This window comes from Massilia eurypsychrophila, assembly GCF_002760655.1.
Lineage (GTDB): Bacteria > Pseudomonadota > Gammaproteobacteria > Burkholderiales > Burkholderiaceae_D > JAFCUW01.
In genome coordinates this window covers 200,388-218,909 of record NZ_PDOC01000004.1, presented here as the reverse complement: position 1 = coordinate 218,909, position 18,522 = coordinate 200,388, and the positions used below count along the sequence as shown (strand labels likewise).

General features: G+C 64.4%; 15 protein-coding genes. 6 read left to right on the top strand and 9 right to left on the bottom strand.

What is annotated here, in order from left to right; genetic code table 11:
* Positions 1 to 3 precede the first annotated feature (3 nt).
* The 7 genes from pilB to uraH form a co-directional block, all read right to left on the bottom strand.
* A complete protein-coding gene (pilB, locus tag CR105_RS08950; protein ID WP_229413776.1) occupies positions 4 to 1,689 on the bottom strand; it encodes a type IV-A pilus assembly ATPase PilB in 1,686 nt (561 codons plus the stop codon).
* A gap of 221 nt (positions 1,690 to 1,910) precedes the next feature.
* Positions 1,911 to 3,200: an HlyC/CorC family transporter gene (locus CR105_RS08945; protein ID WP_099788090.1), complete on the bottom strand. Its 1,290-nt coding sequence runs from the start codon at positions 3,198 to 3,200 to the stop codon at positions 1,911 to 1,913.
* A 378-nt stretch (positions 3,201 to 3,578) separates the two neighbouring features.
* Complete coding sequence (locus CR105_RS08940) at positions 3,579 to 5,129, bottom strand: methyl-accepting chemotaxis protein (RefSeq protein WP_099788089.1); 1,551 nt, start codon at positions 5,127 to 5,129, stop codon at positions 3,579 to 3,581.
* A gap of 88 nt (positions 5,130 to 5,217) precedes the next feature.
* A complete protein-coding gene (locus CR105_RS08935; protein WP_180288140.1) occupies positions 5,218 to 5,616 on the bottom strand; it encodes a type 2 periplasmic-binding domain-containing protein in 399 nt (132 codons plus the stop codon).
* 19 nt (positions 5,617 to 5,635) lie between these two features.
* Entirely contained in the window at positions 5,636 to 6,889 is a 1,254-nt protein-coding gene (locus tag CR105_RS08930) for a porin (protein WP_099788087.1), read from the bottom strand.
* Between the two features lie 221 nt (positions 6,890 to 7,110).
* On the bottom strand, positions 7,111 to 7,665 hold the full coding sequence (locus CR105_RS08925; RefSeq protein ID WP_229413771.1) for an ATP-dependent Clp protease proteolytic subunit: 555 nt from the start codon (positions 7,663 to 7,665) through the stop codon (positions 7,111 to 7,113).
* A gap of 77 nt (positions 7,666 to 7,742) precedes the next feature.
* Positions 7,743 to 8,096, bottom strand: coding sequence for a hydroxyisourate hydrolase (uraH, locus tag CR105_RS08920; RefSeq protein WP_099788085.1), 354 nt, complete (start codon positions 8,094 to 8,096; stop codon positions 7,743 to 7,745).
* Positions 8,097 to 8,200: 104 nt separating this feature from the next.
* Here uraH and puuE point away from each other — a divergent pair, with 104 nt between their 5' ends.
* From puuE to guaD, 5 genes are all read left to right on the top strand, one after another.
* Complete coding sequence (gene puuE / locus CR105_RS08915; protein ID WP_099788084.1) at positions 8,201 to 9,151, top strand: allantoinase PuuE; 951 nt, start codon at positions 8,201 to 8,203, stop codon at positions 9,149 to 9,151.
* Positions 9,152 to 9,227: 76 nt separating this feature from the next.
* Positions 9,228 to 10,721 carry a xanthine dehydrogenase small subunit gene (gene xdhA, locus CR105_RS08910; RefSeq protein WP_099788083.1) on the top strand — a complete coding sequence of 498 codons (1,494 nt, stop codon included), beginning with the start codon at positions 9,228 to 9,230 and terminating at the stop codon, positions 10,719 to 10,721.
* On the top strand, positions 10,718 to 13,057 hold the full coding sequence (gene xdhB, locus CR105_RS08905; RefSeq protein WP_099788082.1) for a xanthine dehydrogenase molybdopterin binding subunit: 2,340 nt from the start codon (positions 10,718 to 10,720) through the stop codon (positions 13,055 to 13,057). Before xdhA ends, xdhB begins: the two co-directional genes overlap by 4 nt.
* On the top strand, positions 13,057 to 14,055 hold the full coding sequence (gene xdhC / locus CR105_RS08900; RefSeq protein ID WP_099788331.1) for a xanthine dehydrogenase accessory protein XdhC: 999 nt from the start codon (positions 13,057 to 13,059) through the stop codon (positions 14,053 to 14,055). Before xdhB ends, xdhC begins: the two co-directional genes overlap by 1 nt.
* A 28-nt stretch (positions 14,056 to 14,083) precedes the next feature.
* On the top strand, positions 14,084 to 15,406 hold the full coding sequence (guaD, locus tag CR105_RS08895) for a guanine deaminase (RefSeq protein WP_099788081.1): 1,323 nt from the start codon (positions 14,084 to 14,086) through the stop codon (positions 15,404 to 15,406).
* A gap of 366 nt (positions 15,407 to 15,772) precedes the next feature.
* On the opposite strand, the gene CR105_RS08890 is transcribed toward guaD, so the two are convergent.
* The gene (locus CR105_RS08890; protein ID WP_099788080.1) at positions 15,773 to 16,138 is read right to left on the bottom strand and encodes a response regulator; all 366 of its coding nucleotides are present in this window, start codon (positions 16,136 to 16,138) and stop codon (positions 15,773 to 15,775) included.
* A gap of 6 nt (positions 16,139 to 16,144) precedes the next feature.
* Complete coding sequence (locus CR105_RS08885) at positions 16,145 to 16,468, bottom strand: hypothetical protein (RefSeq protein WP_099788079.1); 324 nt, start codon at positions 16,466 to 16,468, stop codon at positions 16,145 to 16,147.
* A 319-nt stretch (positions 16,469 to 16,787) separates the two neighbouring features.
* Between CR105_RS08885 and CR105_RS08880 the strand changes: the two genes are divergently transcribed.
* Positions 16,788 to 18,287: an amidohydrolase family protein gene (locus CR105_RS08880; protein ID WP_099788078.1), complete on the top strand. Its 1,500-nt coding sequence runs from the start codon at positions 16,788 to 16,790 to the stop codon at positions 18,285 to 18,287.
* The last annotated feature ends 235 nt before the right edge of the window (positions 18,288 to 18,522 follow it).

Sequence of the window (18,522 nt, the reverse complement as noted above, 5' to 3'; positions counted from 1 at the left end):
TTCCTATTCGTTTGTGCAGCCAAGCACTTCCTCGAGGCTGGTGAGCCCCTGCTTGACTTTCATCAGGCCGGAACGGCGCAGCGACTTGACACCCTCCAGTTCCGACTGGGCCGCGATTTGCATCGAATTGCCATTGGCGAGAATGATTTTTTCGATGGCCGGCGTGATCGGCATGATCTGGTAGATGCCGACGCGGCCCTTGTAGCCACCGCCGAGGCAGCGGTCGCAGCCGACCGGGCCGTACGCTTTCCAGCCGCCTTCCAGTTCCTCCGGGCGGAACCCGGCTGCCAGCAGGATCTCGCGGCTCGTGTCGACCGGCTGCTTGCAGGTGCACAGGCGGCGCGTCAGGCGCTGCGCGGTGATCATGATGACCGACGAGGCGATGTTAAACGGCGCTACGCCCATGTTCATCAGGCGCGTCAAGGTCGACGGCGCGTCGTTCGTGTGCAGCGTGGAAAACACCATGTGGCCCGTCTGCGCCGCCTTGATGGCGATGTCGGCCGTCTCGAGGTCGCGGATCTCGCCGACCATGATGATGTCCGGATCCTGGCGCAGGAACGATTTGAGCGCGACCGGGAAAGTCAGGCCGGCGCGGTCGTTGACGTTGACCTGGTTTACGCCCGGCAGGTTGATCTCGGCCGGATCTTCCGCGGTAGAGATGTTAATGCCAGGCTTGTTGATGACGTTCAGGCAGGTGTACAGCGACACCGTCTTGCCCGAACCGGTCGGGCCGGTCACCAGCACCATGCCGTACGGCCGCTGGATCGCCTCCATCAGCAGTTCTTTCTGGTCCGGGTCGTAGCCGAGCGCGTCGATGCCCATCTGCGCCTGCGTGGCGTCGAGAATACGCATGACGGTTTTCTCGCCGAACAAGGTCGGCAAGGTGCTGACGCGGAAGTCGATCGTCTTCACCGGCGACAGCACCAGGCGCATGCGGCCGTCCTGCGGCACGCGCTTTTCCGAGATGTCGAGCTTGGCGAGCACCTTGATGCGCGACACCAGCTTGTCGCGGATGGTGATCGGCGGCTGGGCGTGTTCGCGCAGCACGCCGTCGACGCGCAGGCGAATCCGGTAGAACTTTTCGAACGGCTCGAAGTGGATGTCGGACGCGCCAAGGTTGATCGCGTCCATCAGGATCTTGTTGAGGAACTTGACGATCGGCGCGTCTTCGATGTCGTTGCCGGCTTCGGGCGCCGCCGCGGCCGGCGTGTCGTCGGCAAACTCGATGTCCTGCTCGTCGCCGGCCAGGTCCTGCAGGCTCTGCTCGGCGCTCTTGCCCAGCGTTGCCAGCAAGGCCAGCAGGGCGTCGTGCGGCACGATCACCGGTTCGACCGACGCTTCGCTCTGGAACTTGATCTGGTCGAGCGCCTGGTTGTTGGTCGGGTCCGAGATTGCCACCGACATCTTGTTGCCGCGCTTGGCCAGCGCGATGACCCGCTGCGCCTGCATCAGCTTGTCGTCGATCACCTTCGGCGGCAGCAGCGACACGTTGAAGCTGGCCAGGTCCATGATCGGATAGCCGAACGTTTCGCCGCAGAACACTGCCAGCCCGCGCGAGTCGATCAGGCCGCTGGTAACGAGGGTGTCGATGAACAGCACCTTGTCGGCCACCGCCTTCTTTTGCAGCGCGTCGGCCTGCGCCGCGGTGAGGCGCCCGGCTTGCGTGAGCGCGCGCGCCAATCCCGACATCGGAGTGCCTGAAGCCGTGTTGGGGATCACTGCTGCCATATGCGCGCGGGGTTGGGAGGGAGGATGGACAAAAATTCACCGGTCCGCCATGGACGGTTTCGGCGCAACTGCATCAGATCATGCCTCCGGGCATCATTTTTGTAAAGGGTTTGTCGCAGGAAAGAGGCATGCATACCACGTAGACAAAATGGCATGCTGCCGGATGACGGGACGTTGCCAGGTCAGGCCGGGCGCTTGCCGGGTGGCCGGGTCAGCTTGACGACCTTGATCGACTGATTTTGCGCCTGTATCACTTCGATAACACAGTTGCCGATTTTGACACTGATTGCGGCCTCCGGTATTTCCTGTAGCTCTTCCAGCAGCAGGCCGTTCAGGGTCTTCGGGCCGTCCACCGGGAAGTCCAGGCCGAGCCGCTTGTTGATGTCGCGCAGCGGGGTCGATCCTTCCAGCAGGCATTCGCCATTCGCATCCCAGCCGAACGATTCGCTGCGCGCCGCGCCCGGCACCGATGTCGTGAATTCGCCGATCATTTCCTCGATGATGTCTTCCAGCGTCACCAGGCCCTGCACTTCGCCGTACTCGTCGACGATGATGCCGAGTCGCTCCTTGTTTTCCTGAAAATACTGTAATTGCGTGAACACGCCGGTTTCTTGCGGGATGAAATAGGGCTCGCTGAGCAGTTCGCGGAAATGCTCGACGGTGAGTTCTTCCTCCTCGTTCAGCAGCGCGACCGCCTTGCGCACGTGCAGCACGCCGACGATCTGGTTGATTTCGCCTTCGTAGACCAGCAGCTTGTTGTGATAGCAGGTCGTCAGCTGGTGCTTGATCTCGTCGACCGGCACCGCCAGGTTCAGCGCCTCGATCTGCGCGCGCGGGGTCATGATGTCCTCGACCGAGATGGTTTCCAGGTCGAACAGGTTGAGCAGGATGCTCTTGTGCTTCTGTGGAATGAAGTTACCGCCTTCCATCACGATCGAGCGCAGCTCGTCGGGCGAGACGCGGTGCTCGTCGGCATTGCCGCCCGACTTGATGCGCAGCAGCTTGAGCACCGTGGTGACGAACAGGTTGACGAACCACACCACCGGCTGCAACGCCGTCATCAGCGGCTTGAGCACCACGCTGCTGGCCAGCGCGATTTTCTCGGGATAAGTGGCGCCGATCACTTTTGGCGACACTTCGGCGAACACGATCAGCAGGAAGGCCACCACCGCGGTAGCGATCACGAGCACGGTTTCCTCGGGGCCGAAGTGCAGGATGGCGATGGCGATGACCAGCGCGGTGGCCATCGCGTTGATCAGGGTATTGGCGATGAGGATCACCGACAACAGCTTATCGGTGCGTTCCAGCAGCCACAGGGTCGTGATGGCGCCACGGTGAGCGCGCTTGGCCAGGTGGCGCAGCCGATACTTGTTGGCCGCCATCAGCGCCGTTTCCGCCATGGCGAAAAAAGCCGAGCACAGGATGAGGATGCTGAGCGCGATGACCAGCGCCCAGATGGGCACGGTACTCAAGGCTCACCGACAGCAAAACAGCATGAAAAAGCAGGGGGCATCGCGGTGGGCCAAGCCCAGAATGGTTCGGCGCCGGTCGGCGGCCGCAGAGCTTTTGATTTTAAGGCACCCGCGCGCCACTTGCAAGTTTGACCAGTGTACGAGCGCGCGCGGCGCAAAAGCCGGGGTCAGGTCTGACATTCGGACATTTTGCCGGGGTCAGGTCTGACATTCGGACACTTCGGTTGACTTTGCCCGCTGCCCAGTCCGCGGAAGGGCGGCCTTGTAGCATGAACATGCGCGTCGCACGCGAGACCAGCTGGATTTGTCCGTTTGTCAGACCTGACCCTGCCAATTTGTCCGTTTGTCAGACCTGACCCCAGGGTGCCAGGGGCGAGCTTAGCCGTAGGTCAGCGCCGGCACTGTCGCCCCGGCGCCGGTCAGCTTGAACACGTTCAACGCGACGCTGAGCTGGTTGGTCTGGTCGGTCAGCGATTCGGCCGCGGCCGACGCTTCTTCCACCAGGGCCGAGTTCTGCTGCGTCATCTCGTCCATGCTGACGACCGCGCGGCCGATCTCGTCGATGCCGGCACTTTGGGCCTGGCTCGCCGCGCTGATCTCGGCCATGATGTCGGCAACCTTGCGCACCGATTCCACGATCTGCCCCATCGTCAGGCCGGCCTGGTCGACCAGCGCGCTGCCGGCATTGACCTTGGCAACAGAGTCGCCGATCAGCTCCTTGATTTCCTTGGCGGCGCCGGCACTGCGCTGGGCCAGGTTGCGCACTTCCGCCGCCACCACCGCAAAGCCGCGTCCCTGCTCGCCGGCACGCGCCGCCTCGACCGCGGCATTGAGCGCCAGGATGTTGGTCTGGAAGGCGATACCGTCGATCACCGAAATGATGTCGACAATTTTTTTCGCCGATGTATTGATGTCGCCCATCGTCGTCACCACGCCGCTGACGACCTGGCCGCCGCGGGTAGCGATGCTGGACGCATCGATCACCAGCTGGTTGGCCTGGCTGGCGTTGCCGGCATTCTGGCGCACGGTGCCGCTCAGCGCTTCGATCGCCCGCGACGTCTGGTCCAGGCTGCCCGCTTGCGATTCGGTGCGGCTGGCCAGGTCGGCGTTGCCGCTGGCAATTTCCGCGCTGGCGGTCTGGATCGTCTCGGCCGACAGCTTGATCTCGGCCACCATCGTGCCGAGCCGCGCGCGCATTTCTTTCAAAGCCGCCAGCAGGCTGCTGCGGTCGCCCGCATCGGTCGCGATCTCCATCGACAGGTCGCCGTCGGCCACCGCGCGCGCGATCTGGCGCGCATATTCCGGTTCGCCGCCGAGCTGCTGCCAGATGGCGCGCACGACGAAAAACGACACCAGCGCCAGGCTCGCCACTACCACCAGCGCGGTCAGCACCATCGCGCTGACAACCTTGCGCACGCTCGCCTCGCTGTTGGCGATGCCGGCCTTGAACTGCTGCTGCGCCGCCGCATTGGTCTTTGCCAGGTCGGCATTCAAGGTCGCCAGCGTGCTCTGCATGCGGGCGACGGTCGCTTGCGGGTCGCCTTCTTCCATTTCCAGCATGATCTTCGCGGCCGACAGCGCCGGTGCGTAATAGGCGTCGAATTCCTTGGTCAGCCGTTCGCCATTGCCGGCCTGGCCGTCGATCTTGCCGAACGCGGCAATCTTGGCGCGCAGCTTGCCGGCCTGCTCGCCGACCTGGGCGATACGCGCCTTGTCGCCTTCGCTGACGGCGTCGCGCAATGCATCGGCCACCGCGCCGACGTCGAGCGTGATGGTCTTGGCCGCGTCGAGCACTGGATAATCGACTTGTTCCGTCATGCGAATCGACCCCAGCGCGCCGGTCGCGATGGTCGCACTGGCCGCTACGCCGAGGCCGAAAATGATGGTCGAGATGACCGGTAGTGCCCAAATCCTGCGCTTGATATTCATCTTGCTTCCTGAGTTGGAACGGGCCCGCCGCGCCGCGGACGCGGCGGGACAGGCCCGGTACTGCTAGATGGAACTGGCTTGAGGCAAATTACGGCGCAGTCAGCACGACCTTGACGGTGGCGTCGACGGCGCTCTTTTCGATGTAGCCGATCGCCTTCGAATCGGCGGCGACGGCTTTCTTTACTTCGGCGCTGCCGGCAACTTCCTTCGGCAACGTGGCCTTGCCGGTAAACACCAGCTTCGACCACAGCGCCTTGGCCTGCGACGCTTCCTTGTCGGCGACCTTCTTGTAGAACTCGTTGCGGATCGGCGAGCTCTCCGGCTGGTCGATCGGCGTCATCGACGACGATTTACCGAGAAAAAACTGGGCGACCTGCTCGTTGGTCATGGTAGTGGCCGGGCTCTTGGCGCCGACCACGGCGACCACTTCCGCGAACGAGGGAACGCCAGCCGAAATGAGTGCGGCGGCCAGTGTGGCTTTTAACATGGAGTGCATCGAAAAATCCTTAGAAAACGAAGTCGACGGCAACGGCGCCGACGGTGACCGGGCCGGTGAAACTGGCGGCAGGGGTGAGCAACAGTCCCTGGCCATGCTGCGGCTTGACGCGGTCGATCTGTACTTTCAGTGCGGCCGAGCGGTGGAAGTCCCAGCGCACGCCAATGGTGTTGGTCTGCTGCTGGCCTTGGGCGCCTGTGGTCGACAGGCGCGTCACGCCGGCCGACAGCGCCTGCAACGTTGGCGTGCACGCGGCCGGGTAGCCGGGCGGGCAGGCAGCCGGCACGGTGTTAGTGACGATGCCATCGCGTTTCAGGCTGGCGTGGCTGGCGTACGGCAGAAATTTGCCGATGCGGTAGCCGGCCATCAGGTACCACGAGCTGGTGTCGTTGATGTAGCTGTCGGTCTTGCGTTTGGCATACTCGGTCTGCACCAGTACGTTGTTCCAGTCGAGGATCGCGCCTGCCGAGCTGAACGAGGTTTGCTTCTTTTGCACGGAAAGCGCATCGGCAAGGATTGGCAGTTGAGGGAACTTGTAACCGGCGCCGGCGCCGCGCAGCCCGCTCAGCAGCGTGTTCAGCGAGGCCGAGTCATCGATCGACACTTTGGCGCGGGCGTGGCCGATGCGCACCGTCAACGGACCGTGCTCGGCCACCAGATTCAGCGCCGTCAGCAGGTCGGTCTCGAGATGCACGGCTGGACCGAGCGCAGGCCTGGTCTTGCCCACTGCCAGCTGGGTGGTCAGGGTGGTGTCGCCGATGCTGTGCTGAAACGTGCCATCGATGCCGTCGATGGTGTCGAACGGCACCTGGGAATACACTTCCGCCGATGGCCGCACCATCGTGTTGGCGTAGCCGACGTTGCGGTAGTCGGAAATCATGAACACTGGCAAGCCCATGCGGCCGACGCGCACGCTGAAACGGTCCGATACCTTCATTTTGACGAATGCCCACGACAGGTCCGCGCCGTAACCTTCATCGGCATCTTTGCGCACCAGGCCCTGAACGGTGCCCGACAGCCAATTGTTGACGTCGACCGACGCTTGCAGGCCGAGGTTCGAATCGACGCCGGTGCGCGGATCCTTGCGCACGCCGCTGGCTTGGTTCGGCCGGGCGAATTCGGCGTCATCGGTATTGGTCCAGGTCAGCGCGCCGGTGCCGAAGCCGCTGATCTTGACGGTCGGCGCGGTGCCCGAATCCTGCGCAAACGCGCTGGAGACCGCTAGTGGAAGGGCCAAAAGGGTAGCGATAAAACGTTTGTTCATAGGAATGCCTGTAGCGTTTGCAACATAGGGGAATGTCTGGGGTGGAATAGTGACGCCGCGGCAGTTGTTGGGCCGTTGCGCGAAGTTGAGGTTTGATTTTAGTCAATTGCGCGAAATTTTCACAAGCAATTTATCGTTCCCGGTGGAAATTGTTGACATCGATCAAGTTTTTGTGGCGTAAAAGGAACGTTCGTGCACTTACTCAACAGGGTGAAATGGACCTAGCCGTTCCACCAGTGCGACGTTTCGCCCGACGTTGGCAGGCGCGTCTGCTGCGTTTCATGCGTGATGCCGGCCGCCCGCGCCTGGTTGGCGTCGAAGAGGCGGGCGTTGCCGAACAGGTGGGTGCGGATGTCGTCCGGCTCGCCGGCGCCGGCGGTCGCTTCCTCGTAGATGGACGCGTAGCGCTCGGCATCGAAGTCGAGGCATTCTCGCCATTCGCTGACGCGCGAATGGTCGGCCGCGACGAGGTTGCCGAAGCCCCAGTGCAGCGGATGCACCAGGAAGCGGGTGCCGGGACAGGCGTAGCGTTTGGCGCCGGCAAGAAAAATGACGACGCCGATCGATTCGACGCTGCCGATGTTGTGAGTGGACAAGGGAATCGGCAGCGACTTGAGGAAGAAGTACAGCGCGAAGCCGGCGGTCATGTTGCCGCCTTCGGTCGACATGTGCAGCTCGATTTCGGTGGCCCCGCTTTGCAGCGCCTGCAGGCACAAGTTGCGGACAGTACACACCGCGCTGTGGTTGATCGGGCCGATGAAGTGAACGATATGCATGGCCATCTGCTCTCCTGACGCTTCTCTGCACCAAGAATACCAAACATTGCGCGCCGGCCCCCGTTCGCTGAACTTGCCTAGCTGCCCCGATAGGTCGAATACGACCACGGCGTGACGACCAGCGGCACATGGTAGTTCTGCTCGGCGCTGGCGATGCCGAACGCAATCGTCACTTCGTCGATGAAGCGCGGCTCCGCCAGCGCCACGCCCTGGGCGGCGAAATAGTCGCCGGCGGCAAACACCAGTTCGTAGCGGCCCGGCTGCATGGCCTCACCCTCCAGCAGCGGCGCGCCGCAGCGTCCGTCGGCGTTGGTGACGTCGGTCTTGAGCAAGCTGCGCCCCTGCGCGCCGACAACGTACAGCGCGATGCGCACGCCGGCGCCGGGCTTGCCCTGGGTCGTGTCGAGCACGTGCGTACTAAGTTTTCCCATCGTGGTTCCTATGCGGTCGTTGTTTGGCCTGTCGCGCAGATCATAACCCCAACTGTTGCGATCAATATATGATGACAAATATACTGACCTTGCCGAAGCCACCCATGAGCACCTACGACAACTATCCGCGCGACCTGGCCGGCTATGGCCGCAACCCGCCTCATCCGGCTTGGCCGGGGCAGGCGCGCATCGCGCTGCAATTTGTCCTCAATTACGAGGAGGGCGGCGAAAACAATGTGCTGCACGGCGACGCTGCATCGGAAACCTTCCTGTCCGAAATCATCGGCGCGGCCCCGTTTCCGATGCGCCACATGAGCATGGAGTCGCTGTACGAATACGGTTCGCGCGCCGGCCTGTGGCGCGTGCTGCGCCTGTTCGAAGAGCGCCGCATGCCGCTGACCGTGTTTGGCGTGGCCATGGCACTCAAGCGCCATCCGGAAGCCGTGGCCGCCTTCACCGAGCTCGGCCACGAGATCGCCTGCCATGGCCTGAAGTGGATTTCGTACCAGAACATCGACGAGGCGACCGAGCGCGCCCACATGGCCGAAGCGGTGCAGATCATCGGCGAGCTGACCGGCGCCGCGCCGCGCGGCTGGTACACCGGGCGCGATTCGCCCAACACGCGCAAGCTGGTCGTCGAGCACGGCGGCTTCGCCTACGATGCCGACCATTACGGCGACGACCTGCCGTTCTGGCAGCAGGTGGAAACCGCCGCCGGCGTCAAGCCGCAACTGATCGTGCCGTACACGCTCGACAGCAACGACATGCGCTTCGCAGCCATGCAGGGCTTCAATTCCGGCACCCAGTTCTTCGACTACCTGAAAGACTCCTTCGACACGCTGTACGCCGAAGGCGACCCTGCCGGCCTGAACCGGCCGAAGATGCTGTCGATCGGGCTGCACTGCCGCATCGTCGGCCGGCCAGGTCGCGCCGCGGCGCTGGCGCGCTTCCTCGATTACGTCCAGCAGCACGACCAGGTTTGGATCGCGCGCCGCATCGACATTGCCGATCACTGGCGCGCAACCCATCCGTTCAGTATTGTCGAGTCGATATAAGCAACATCATTAATATCGTATAGTTGGTGCGGCCCACGGTGTTAACCTGGCAAGCTGGGAGAAAACCGAGGCAAGCATGTCAGATCCAATTCGTTTCTATTTTCAAGGCAAGGTTCGCCAGCTCGACGGCGTGGCGCCGACCCGCACCGTGCTGCAGCATTTGCGCGAGGATCTGCACTGCACCGGCACCAAGGAAGGCTGCGCCGAAGGCGACTGCGGCGCCTGCACGGTCGTCATCGGCTCGCTGGAAAACGGCGCGCTCGAACTGAAGGCCGTCAATTCCTGCATCCAGTTTGCCGCCACGCTCGACGGCAAGGCGCTGTTCTCGGTCGAGGACCTGCAGCAGCCCGACGGCGCGCTGCACCCGGTGCAGCAGGCGATGGTCGAATGCCACGGCTCCCAGTGCGGCTTCTGCACGCCAGGCTTCGTCATGTCGCTGTGGGGCATGTACCTGAAGCAGGACCTCATGCAGGAAAATGCGCAGCCGAGCCGCCGCCAGGTCGACGACGCGCTCTCGGGCAACCTGTGCCGTTGCACCGGCTACCGCCCGATCATCGACGCCGCCCGCCGCATGGGCGAGCTGCCGCCGGTCGCCTTCGACCGCGCAGCGCTCGCCGCCCAGCTGCTCGAACTGCGCCGCGACAGCATGGCCACCTACAGCGCCGGCGGCGCCAGCTTCTTCGCCCCGCGCACGCTGGACGAACTGACAGAGGTGCGCGCCGCCCATCCGGCCGCGCTGCTGCTGGCCGGCTCCACCGACATCGGCCTGTGGGTCACCAAGCAGCTGCGCGAGATCGGCGACATCATCTACCTCGGCCACGTCGATGCGCTCAAGGCGGTCACCGAGGCCGCCGGCTTCATCGACATCGGCGCCGGCGTCACGCTGGAAGACGCCTACCGCGCCGTCTGCAAGCACTATCCCGATCAGCTGTCCGAAATGTGGCAGCGCTTCGCCTCGCTGCCGATCCGCAATGCCGGCACCTTGGGCGGCAACGTCGCCAACGGCTCGCCGATCGGCGACTCGATGCCGTGGCTGATCGCGCTCGGCGCCGAACTGGTGCTGCGCGGCCCGGCCGGCGTGCGCGCCATGCCGCTCGAAGCGTTTTATCTCGGCTACCAGAAGAAGGACCTGCAGGCCGGTGAATTCGTCCAGGCGGTACGCGTGCCGATGCCGCGCGCCGGCGTCCAGTTCCGCACCTACAAGCTGGCCAAGCGCTTCGACCAGGACATCTCGGCGGTGTGCGCCGCTTTTGCGCTTCGCATCGACGGCGGCGTTGTCGCCCACGCCCGCATCGCCTTCGGCGGCATGGCCGCCACCCCGCAACGCGCCGCCCGCACCGAGGCACTGCTGCAGGGACGCCAGTGGAGCGAAGCGACGCTGCGCGAAGCGATGGCGATGCTGGCCGTCGACTACGCGCCGCTGTCGGACATGCGCGCCTCCAGCGGCTACCGCATGAAGGCCGCGCAAAACCTGCTGCGCCGCTTCTGGTTCGAGACGCGCACCGAGAACCCGCTGGCGCCTGCCGACGTCAACGCCTTTGCCAGGCGCATTCAAGGAGCATCGGCATGAACGACGCCGGCGTCCCCGTCCTGAAAGAAGCCGCATGGCGCGCCGTCGGCGTGCCGCGCGCGCATGAATCGGCCGCGCTGCACGTGCTCGGCCAGGCCACCTACACCGACGACATCCCGGAATTGCAGGGCACCGTGCATGGCGCGCTCGGCCTATCTGGCAAGGCCCATGCGCGCATCGTCTCGACCGATTTTGCCCGCGTGCGCGCCGCCGCCGGCGTGCTGGCCGTGTACGCCGTCGGCGACATCCCCGGCCTGAACGACTGCGGCCCGATCATCCACGACGACCCGGTCTTTGCCGACGGCGTCGTCATGTACGTCGGTCAGCCGATTTTCATCGTCGTCGCCGAAACACACGACCAGGCCCGCCGCGCCGCGCGCCTGGCCGACATCGTCTACGAAGAGCTGCCCGCCATCCTGACGCCGCAGGCGGCCAAGGCCGCGCAATCGTACGTGCTGCCGCCGATGCGCCTTGCGCGCGGCGAATTCAGGCAGGCGTTCGAGCAGGCGCCGCACAAGGTCAAGGGCGAGCTGTATGTCGGCGGCCAGGAGCATTTCTACCTCGAAGGCCAGATCGCCTACGCCGTGCCGAAGGAAGACAAGGGCATGCTGGTCCTGTGCTCGACCCAGCACCCGAGCGAAATGCAGCACGTCGTCGCCCACGCGCTGGGACTGCATTCGCACAACATCGTCGTCGAATGCCGGCGCATGGGCGGCGGCTTCGGCGGCAAGGAATCGCAGTCCGCGCTGTGGTGCGCGGCGGCGGCCATCGCCGCCTTCAAGCTGAAGCGCCCGGTCAAGCTGCGCGCCGACCGCGACGACGACATGCTCGTCACCGGCAAGCGCCACTGCTTCCATTACGACTACGAAGTCGGTTACGACGGCGACGGCAGGATCGCCGCCGCCCGTGTCGACATGGTCACCCGCGCCGGCTACTCGGCCGACCTGTCGGGCCCCGTCGCCACGCGCGCCGTCTGCCACTTCGACAACACCTACTACCTGTCCGACGTCGAGATCCTGGCCGCCTGCGGCAAGACCAACACGCAGTCGAACACCGCGTTTCGCGGCTTCGGCGGACCGCAAGGCGCCATTGCGATCGAATACGTCATCGATGAAATCGCCCGCAACCTCGGCCGCGATCCGCTCGACATCCGGCGCCTCAATTTCTACGGCGGCGAAGGCCGCAACGTCACGCCCTATGGCCAGGTCGTCATCGACAACGTCATCGGCGCCCTGGTGGCCGAACTGGAAGCGAGCAGCGACTACCGCGCCCGTCGCGAAGACGTAGCTGCCTTCAACCGCGCCAGTCCGGTGCTGAGGAAAGGCCTGGCGCTCACGCCGGTCAAGTTCGGCATCGCCTTCAACGTCACCCACCTGAACCAGGCCGGCGCGCTGGTGCACGTGTACGTCGACGGCTCGATCCTCGTCAACCACGGCGGCACCGAAATGGGGCAGGGCATTAACACCAAGGTGATGCAGGTGGTGGCGCACGAACTGGGCGTCGACATGGCGCACGTGCGCGCCACCGCCACCGACACCAGCAAGGTGGCCAATACCTCCGCCACCGCGGCGTCGACCGGCGCGGACCTGAACGGCAAGGCCGCGCAGGACGCCGCCCGCCAGATCCGTGAACGCCTGGCCGCCTACGCGGTCAAACTGTATGGAGGGGACGTGGAGGCAGTGCGCTTTGCTGCCGACATGGTGTTCGTCAATGGCCACGAGGTGCGCTTTCCGGAGCTGGTGCAAAAAGCGTACCTGGCGCGCGTGCAGCTGTGGTCCGACGGTTACTACGCCACCCCGGGCCTGCACTGGGATCCGGTCACCATGAGCGGCAATCCGTTCTCGTACTTCGTCTATGGCGCGGCGGTGTCCGAAGTGGTGGTCGATACGCTCACCGGCGAATTCAAGCTGCTGCGCGCCGACGTGCTGTACGACGCCGGCCGCTCGCTCAACCCGGCCATCGACATTGGCCAGGTCGAAGGCGCCTTCATCCAGGGCATGGGCTGGATGACCACCGAAGAACTGTGGTGGAACGAAGGAGGCAAGCTGATGACGCATGCACCGTCGACCTACAAGATCCCCGGCGTCTCCGACTGCCCGGACGATTTCCGCGTCGCGCTGTACAACAACAGCAACGCCACCGACAGCATCCACCGCTCCAAGGCTGTCGGCGAGCCGCCGCTGCTGCTGCCGTTCTCGGTGTTCTTCGCGATCCGCGACGCCGTGTCGTCGGTGGGCGGGCACAAGGTCAACCCGCCGCTGAACGCGCCGGCCACCAGCGAAGAAATCCTCAACGCCATCGCCGCCGTCGAAGCGGCGGTGGCGCAAGGCGCATGATGAACGAATGGGCCATCGCCTCGCGCGCGCCGGCGGTGCTGGTCACCGTCGCCATTGCCGAGGGCTCGGTCCCTCGCGAGCCAGGCGCGCGCATGTTCGTCGCTGCCACGCAGGTGGCCGGCACCATCGGCGGCGGCCACCTCGAGCTGCGCGCCATCGAGACGGCGCGCGCGATGCTGCGCAATGCCCCGCCGCGCCACGTCGAACGCTTCGCGCTCGGGCCCAGCCTCGGCCAATGCTGCGGCGGTGTCGTGCACCTCGCGTTCGAGCTGATCGAGCCGGCCCAGGCTGCGCTGCTGGCCGAGCGCCGCGGCGCCGACAGCTGGCGCCTGGCCGCGCTTGACGGCGCCGCCGACAGCGCGCTGTTCGACGGCGCCGGCAGCCAGCTGCACGGCGCGCCCGCGCCGGTATTTGCGCGCGGCCGCGGTACCCACGTCATGCAGGAGCAGGACGGGCGCCGCTGGCTCGTCGCGCAGGTGGCCGCGCCGCGCGCGCACGTGATGCTGTTCGGCGCCGGCCACGTCGGCGCCGCCGTGGTGCGCGCGATGGCGCACCTGCCGTGCACGGTGACGTGGGTGGACGAGCGCGAAGACATGTTCCCGCCGCGGGTGCCCGACAATGTGTGCGTCGAAGCGACCGACTCGCCGGAAGACCTGGTGGCCGGCGCGCCCGACGGCGCCAGCTACCTCGTCATGACCCACAGCCACGCGCTCGACCAGCGCCTCGCTTGCGCCATCCTGGCGCGGCCGGCGGTCGGCTGGTTTGGCCTGATCGGCTCCCACACCAAGCGCAAGCAGTTCGAGCACCGGCTGCGCGAGCGCGGCGTCGATGCTGCCCGCATCGACGCGATGGCATGCCCGATCGGCTTGCCTGGAATCACGAGCAAGGAGCCTGCGGTGATTGCCGCCTCGGTATCGGCGCAACTGTTGATGCAGTGGGAAGCGGCGTCCCGCGCCGGCGCTGGCGCGCCCCCGATTAGGCTGGTAGGCTCGTGCTGAGCGCAACAAGTAAGACAGAAAGAAACTGATGTCGATAGCAACACCTGAACACCTGAGGGCCTACCGAGCCAGCTTGCTGCATTTCCACGCCGATCCGGCGTTTGCCGATCATGCCTATTCCTGGCATGAGGACGGCCTGTTGCTGGTCGACGGCGAACGCATCCACGCCGCCGGCGACTACGCGCAGCTGGCGCCGGCGCTGCCGGCCGGCGTCGACGTCATCGACTACCGCGGCAAGCTGATCGTGCCCGGCTTCATCGACACCCACGTCCATTTCCCGCAGACCGACATGATCGCCTCGCCGGCGCCTGGCCTGCTGCCCTGGCTGGAGCGCTACACCTTCCCGACCGAGAGCAAATTCGCCGACCCTGTGCACGCGCGCGAGGTGGCCGACTTCTTCCTCGGCGAGCTGCTGCGCGCCGGCACCACCACCGCGATGGTCTACTGCACCGTGCACAAGCAATCGGTCGATGCGTTTTTCGAGGCGAGCGAAGCGCGCGGCTTGCGCATGGTGGCCGGCAAAGTGCTGATGGACCGCAACTGTCCCGACTTCCTGGCCGACACCGCCGAAAGCGGCACCCGCGACAGCGAGGAGCTGATCGGCCGCTGGCACGGGCGTGGCCGCGCGCTGTACGCCATCACGCCGCGCTTCGCGCCGACGTCGAGCGAGGCGCAGCTGCAGCTGGCCGGCGAACTGGCGGCCGCCCATCCGGGCACCTTCATCCAGACCCATTTGTCCGAAAACGAGGACGAGTGCGCGTGGGTCAAGTCGCTGTTTCCTGGCGCGCGCAGCTACCTTGACGTGTACGACCGCCACGGCCTGCTGCGTCCGCGCGCCGTCTTCGGCCACTGCATCTGGTGCGACCAGCGCGATTTCGCCCGCATGGCGGAAAGCGGCGCGGCGGTCGCGGTGTGCCCGACCTCCAACCTGTTCCTTGGCAGCGGTTTGTTCGACTTCGAGCGCGCCGATGCCGCCGGGGTGGCGCTGTCGCTGGCGTCCGACGTTGGCGCCGGCACCGACTTCTGCATGCTCGGCACGATGAACGAAGCGTACAAGGTCGCGCGCATGAAAGGCAGCTACCTGCCGGCGCTGCGCATGTTCTACCTGGCCACGCTGGGGGCGGCGCGCAGCATGCGCCTGGAAGGGGCGATCGGCAGTTTCGCGCCTGGCGCCGAGGCCGACTTCGTCGTGCTCGATCCGCAGGCGACGCCGCTGCTGGCGCGCCGCACCGGCGCCTGCGACAGCCTGGAAGAGTTGTTGTTTGCGCTGGCGCTGCTGGGCGACGACCGCGCCATCCGCGCCACCTATTCAGCCGGCCGTCTGGTGCACGAGCGCCCGCCCGCCCGATAATCTTTGGAAACACTGGGGTCAGGTCTGACATTCGGACAAATAGCTGGGGTCAGGTCTGACAACCGGACAAATAGCTGGGGTCAGGTCTGACAATCGGACATTTTTCACGCTTTTTTTGGGACAAATAGCTGGGGTCAGGTCTGGCAACCGGACAAATAGCTGGGGTCAGGTCTGACAATCGGACATTTTTCACGCTTTTTTTGTGGTGGACGTGTTCCAGCGGGAAAAACTCTGTCGTGGATCGCATCCCAAGGCGAGACCGCAAGCGGGATTTGTCCGAATGTCAGACCTGACCCCGGCAAAATGTCCGAATGTCAGACCTGACCCCAGCAAAATGTCCGAATGTCAGACCTGACCCCAGCATTCTTAGGCCAGCGTCTCGATCAACGAGATGAGCGCGACGTGGTCGAGCGGCTTGTTGAGGAAGGCGGTGGCGCCCTGGCGCAGCGCCCAGATGCGGTCCGAATCCATGTCCTTGCTGGTGAGCAGGATCACCGGAATGTGCCAGGTGGTCTCGTCGTTGGTGATGGCCCGCGTGGCCTGGAAACCGTTCAGGCCCGGCATGACGATGTCCATGATGATCAGGTCGGGCAGCTCGCTCTTGGCCTTGGCGACCGCTTCCTCGCCATCGTTGGCCATGATGACGGTGTGACCTTCCTTGGTCAGCAGGGCGTTTAAAACCAGCCGCTGCGACAGCGAATCGTCGACTATAAGTATTTTTTGACTAGGCATGGCGTTTCAGGAGTCAGGTGTCGGGAGCGGCGCGGCTTCTTCCGCCGCTTTTTCTTCTGGCAGGTAGCGCCAGTAAAACGCGTGCGGCTGCATGTCGAACTCGTCCTGCAGCTCCTTGCAGATCATCGACTCGGCCAGGTACAGCGCCTTCAGGTTGGTCGTGCGGCTGAGCGTGACATACACGCGCAGCGTCTTCGTCTGCGAGGAATTATGCAGCTCCATGTCGGTGACGTCGATTTCCATGCCCCGCAGCTTTTTCTTGATGTGCTTGGACACATCGCGCTTGACTGCGTTGTACAGCTCCGCACTGAGGAACTTGGCCTTCGGCATGAATAAAGCCCCGATGTAATGACGAAAATGAAAGTGCGCCGCTGGGCTGCGCACTCCACAGTAGATATGATGTGTTGTCCCTAGTCAACCCGTTGGGGTCAAGGATTGGACGATTTCCACCCGCCCATTGCTGACAGGATCAGCGGCCATTATAACCGCCTGCATGAGAAAAGTGCCGAAAAGCAATAGTCGAAAGCCCGCGGCTTTGCGCTTTCGCCACGTTATTGCAAACGAGGTATGAAGCCTATAAAGTAGCGCGCAGGAAAAGGCGCCGCGGACGCTGGCGCGCCGCCCAACAATCGACAAGAGAGAAACACGCATGCAGAAGACACTCAGCCTGATGATCGCCCTGGCCCTGGCCGGCGTCACGGCCGGCGCGGGCGCCAAGGAGCCGCTGCCAAAAGGCAACGAAGCGGCGACCGCCCGCTATCTGGCCAGCCTGGTTGGCGGCCACGATGCGCGCCTGGCCGAACTGACGATGTTCTTCACGCAAATGCCGAAGGGCGGCGACCTGCACCACCACTATTCGGGCTCGCTGTACGCCGAGCAGTACGTCGAGTTCCTCGACAAGCAGGGCTATTGCGCCAACAAGCTGACCTACCGCATCGAAACCAACAAGGCCGTCATCGATGCCGAGCGCGCGCTGCCGCCGGCCCAGCGCACCTGCCTGTCCGGCAGCGAGCTGTTCGCCGACGACTTCACCTGGCGCGAATTGCTGCAGCGCTGGTCGAGCAAGGACTTCCACAACCATGGCGCCAACCAGCCGCCGCCGGACCGCCAGTTCTTCCAGACCTTCGGCTACTTCGGGCCGGTATCGAACGCCAATTTTGCCGAAGGCCTGCAAACGCTCAAGCAGCGCGCCATCGCCGAAAACGTCAGCTATATAGAGACGATGTTCAAACTGGCGCCGTTTACCTTGCACGCCGGCTTCGACACCAGGGCCGCGCAGGTCGGCCTGGACGACGCCGCCTTCACCGAACTGATGCGCGGCCAGCTGGCCAATCTCGAGCAGGACGCCGCGTTCGGCCGCAACATCGCCGATTACGTCGCCAAGATCCACGCCGCCGCCGCCAACATCGACGACGACAACTTCACCATGCGCTACCAGGCCTACGTGCTGCGCCTGCTGGCGCCGTCGCAGGTGTTCTCGTCGATGGTGGCCGGCTTCAAGGCCGCCAGCCAGAGCGACCTGATCGTCGGCGTCAACATCGTCGGCCAGGAGAGTCAGGCCGTGTCGATGCGCGACTACGCGCTGCACATGAAGATGTTCCGGTTCCTCAAAGCGCAGTACCCGAAGGTGAAAATCGCGCTGCATGCCGGCGAACTGGCGCTCGGCGACGTTGCCCCCGAAGGGCTGAAGTTCCACATCGACCATGCGCTCAACGTGGCCGGCGCCAACCGCATCGGTCACGGCATCGACCTGGCCCACGAAAGCAACATCTTCGCCATCATGAAAAAGCTGCGCGAGGCCGACGTGCCGGTCGAGATCAACCTGACGAGCAACGATTTCATCAACGGCGTGCGCGGCGAAAATCACCCGATCACCTTGTACCGCAAGCATGGCGTGCCGTTTGTCATCTCGACCGACGACGCCGGCGTGACCCGCCATACCCTGGCACAGGAGTACGTGCTGTTTGCCAGCCGCTACAAGCCCGACTATGCCGAAGTGAAGAAGGTGTCCTACAACAGCGTGCGCTACGCTTTCCTGCCTGATGCGCAAAAACAACGGCTGACGCGCCAGCTGGACCAGCGTTTTGCCCGTTTCGAGGCGGCCATCGCGGCGTTCGGCGCGCACAAGCCGGCCGTTCGCGCGCGTTAACCGCCGCCACGACCTCTGGCGGCGCCACGCCGCCAGACCGCCCGCAAGCGGCAATGTCATTACGTTTTCGCCATCTTTGTGGTCATCTCGCTACACAATCTCCCCATCCGACTCGGCTTTATCAAAATTCCCCCCGAAAGGAATTCTGCCTTCAGCGCCTCCTTTATAATCGCGCCTTGATACGCAGCAATCCTTTGGCGAATGGCACGAGACTTTCCAGACTTTTTCTTTTGCG

Bases quoted from the DNA above. Each gene is read 5' to 3' on its own strand.
- pilB (WP_229413776.1), bottom strand. From the start codon at position 1,689: ATGTCGGGATTGGCGCGCGCGCTCACGCAAGCCGGGCGCCTCACCGCG.
- CR105_RS08940 (WP_099788089.1), bottom strand. From the start codon at position 5,129: ATGAATATCAAGCGCAGGATTTGGGCACTACCGGTCATCTCGACCATC.
- CR105_RS08935 (WP_180288140.1), bottom strand. From the start codon at position 5,616: ATGTTAAAAGCCACACTGGCCGCCGCACTCATTTCGGCTGGCGTTCCC.
- CR105_RS08930 (WP_099788087.1), bottom strand. From the start codon at position 6,889: ATGAACAAACGTTTTATCGCTACCCTTTTGGCCCTTCCACTAGCGGTC.
- CR105_RS08925 (WP_229413771.1), bottom strand. From the start codon at position 7,665: ATGCATATCGTTCACTTCATCGGCCCGATCAACCACAGCGCGGTGTGT.
- uraH (WP_099788085.1), bottom strand. From the start codon at position 8,096: ATGGGAAAACTTAGTACGCACGTGCTCGACACGACCCAGGGCAAGCCC.
- puuE (WP_099788084.1), top strand. From the start codon at position 8,201: ATGAGCACCTACGACAACTATCCGCGCGACCTGGCCGGCTATGGCCGC.
- xdhA (WP_099788083.1), top strand. From the start codon at position 9,228: ATGTCAGATCCAATTCGTTTCTATTTTCAAGGCAAGGTTCGCCAGCTC.
- xdhB (WP_099788082.1), top strand. From the start codon at position 10,718: ATGAACGACGCCGGCGTCCCCGTCCTGAAAGAAGCCGCATGGCGCGCC.
- xdhC (WP_099788331.1), top strand. From the start codon at position 13,057: ATGAACGAATGGGCCATCGCCTCGCGCGCGCCGGCGGTGCTGGTCACC.
- guaD (WP_099788081.1), top strand. From the start codon at position 14,084: ATGTCGATAGCAACACCTGAACACCTGAGGGCCTACCGAGCCAGCTTG.
- CR105_RS08890 (WP_099788080.1), bottom strand. From the start codon at position 16,138: ATGCCTAGTCAAAAAATACTTATAGTCGACGATTCGCTGTCGCAGCGG.
- CR105_RS08885 (WP_099788079.1), bottom strand. From the start codon at position 16,468: ATGCCGAAGGCCAAGTTCCTCAGTGCGGAGCTGTACAACGCAGTCAAG.
- CR105_RS08880 (WP_099788078.1), top strand. From the start codon at position 16,788: ATGCAGAAGACACTCAGCCTGATGATCGCCCTGGCCCTGGCCGGCGTC.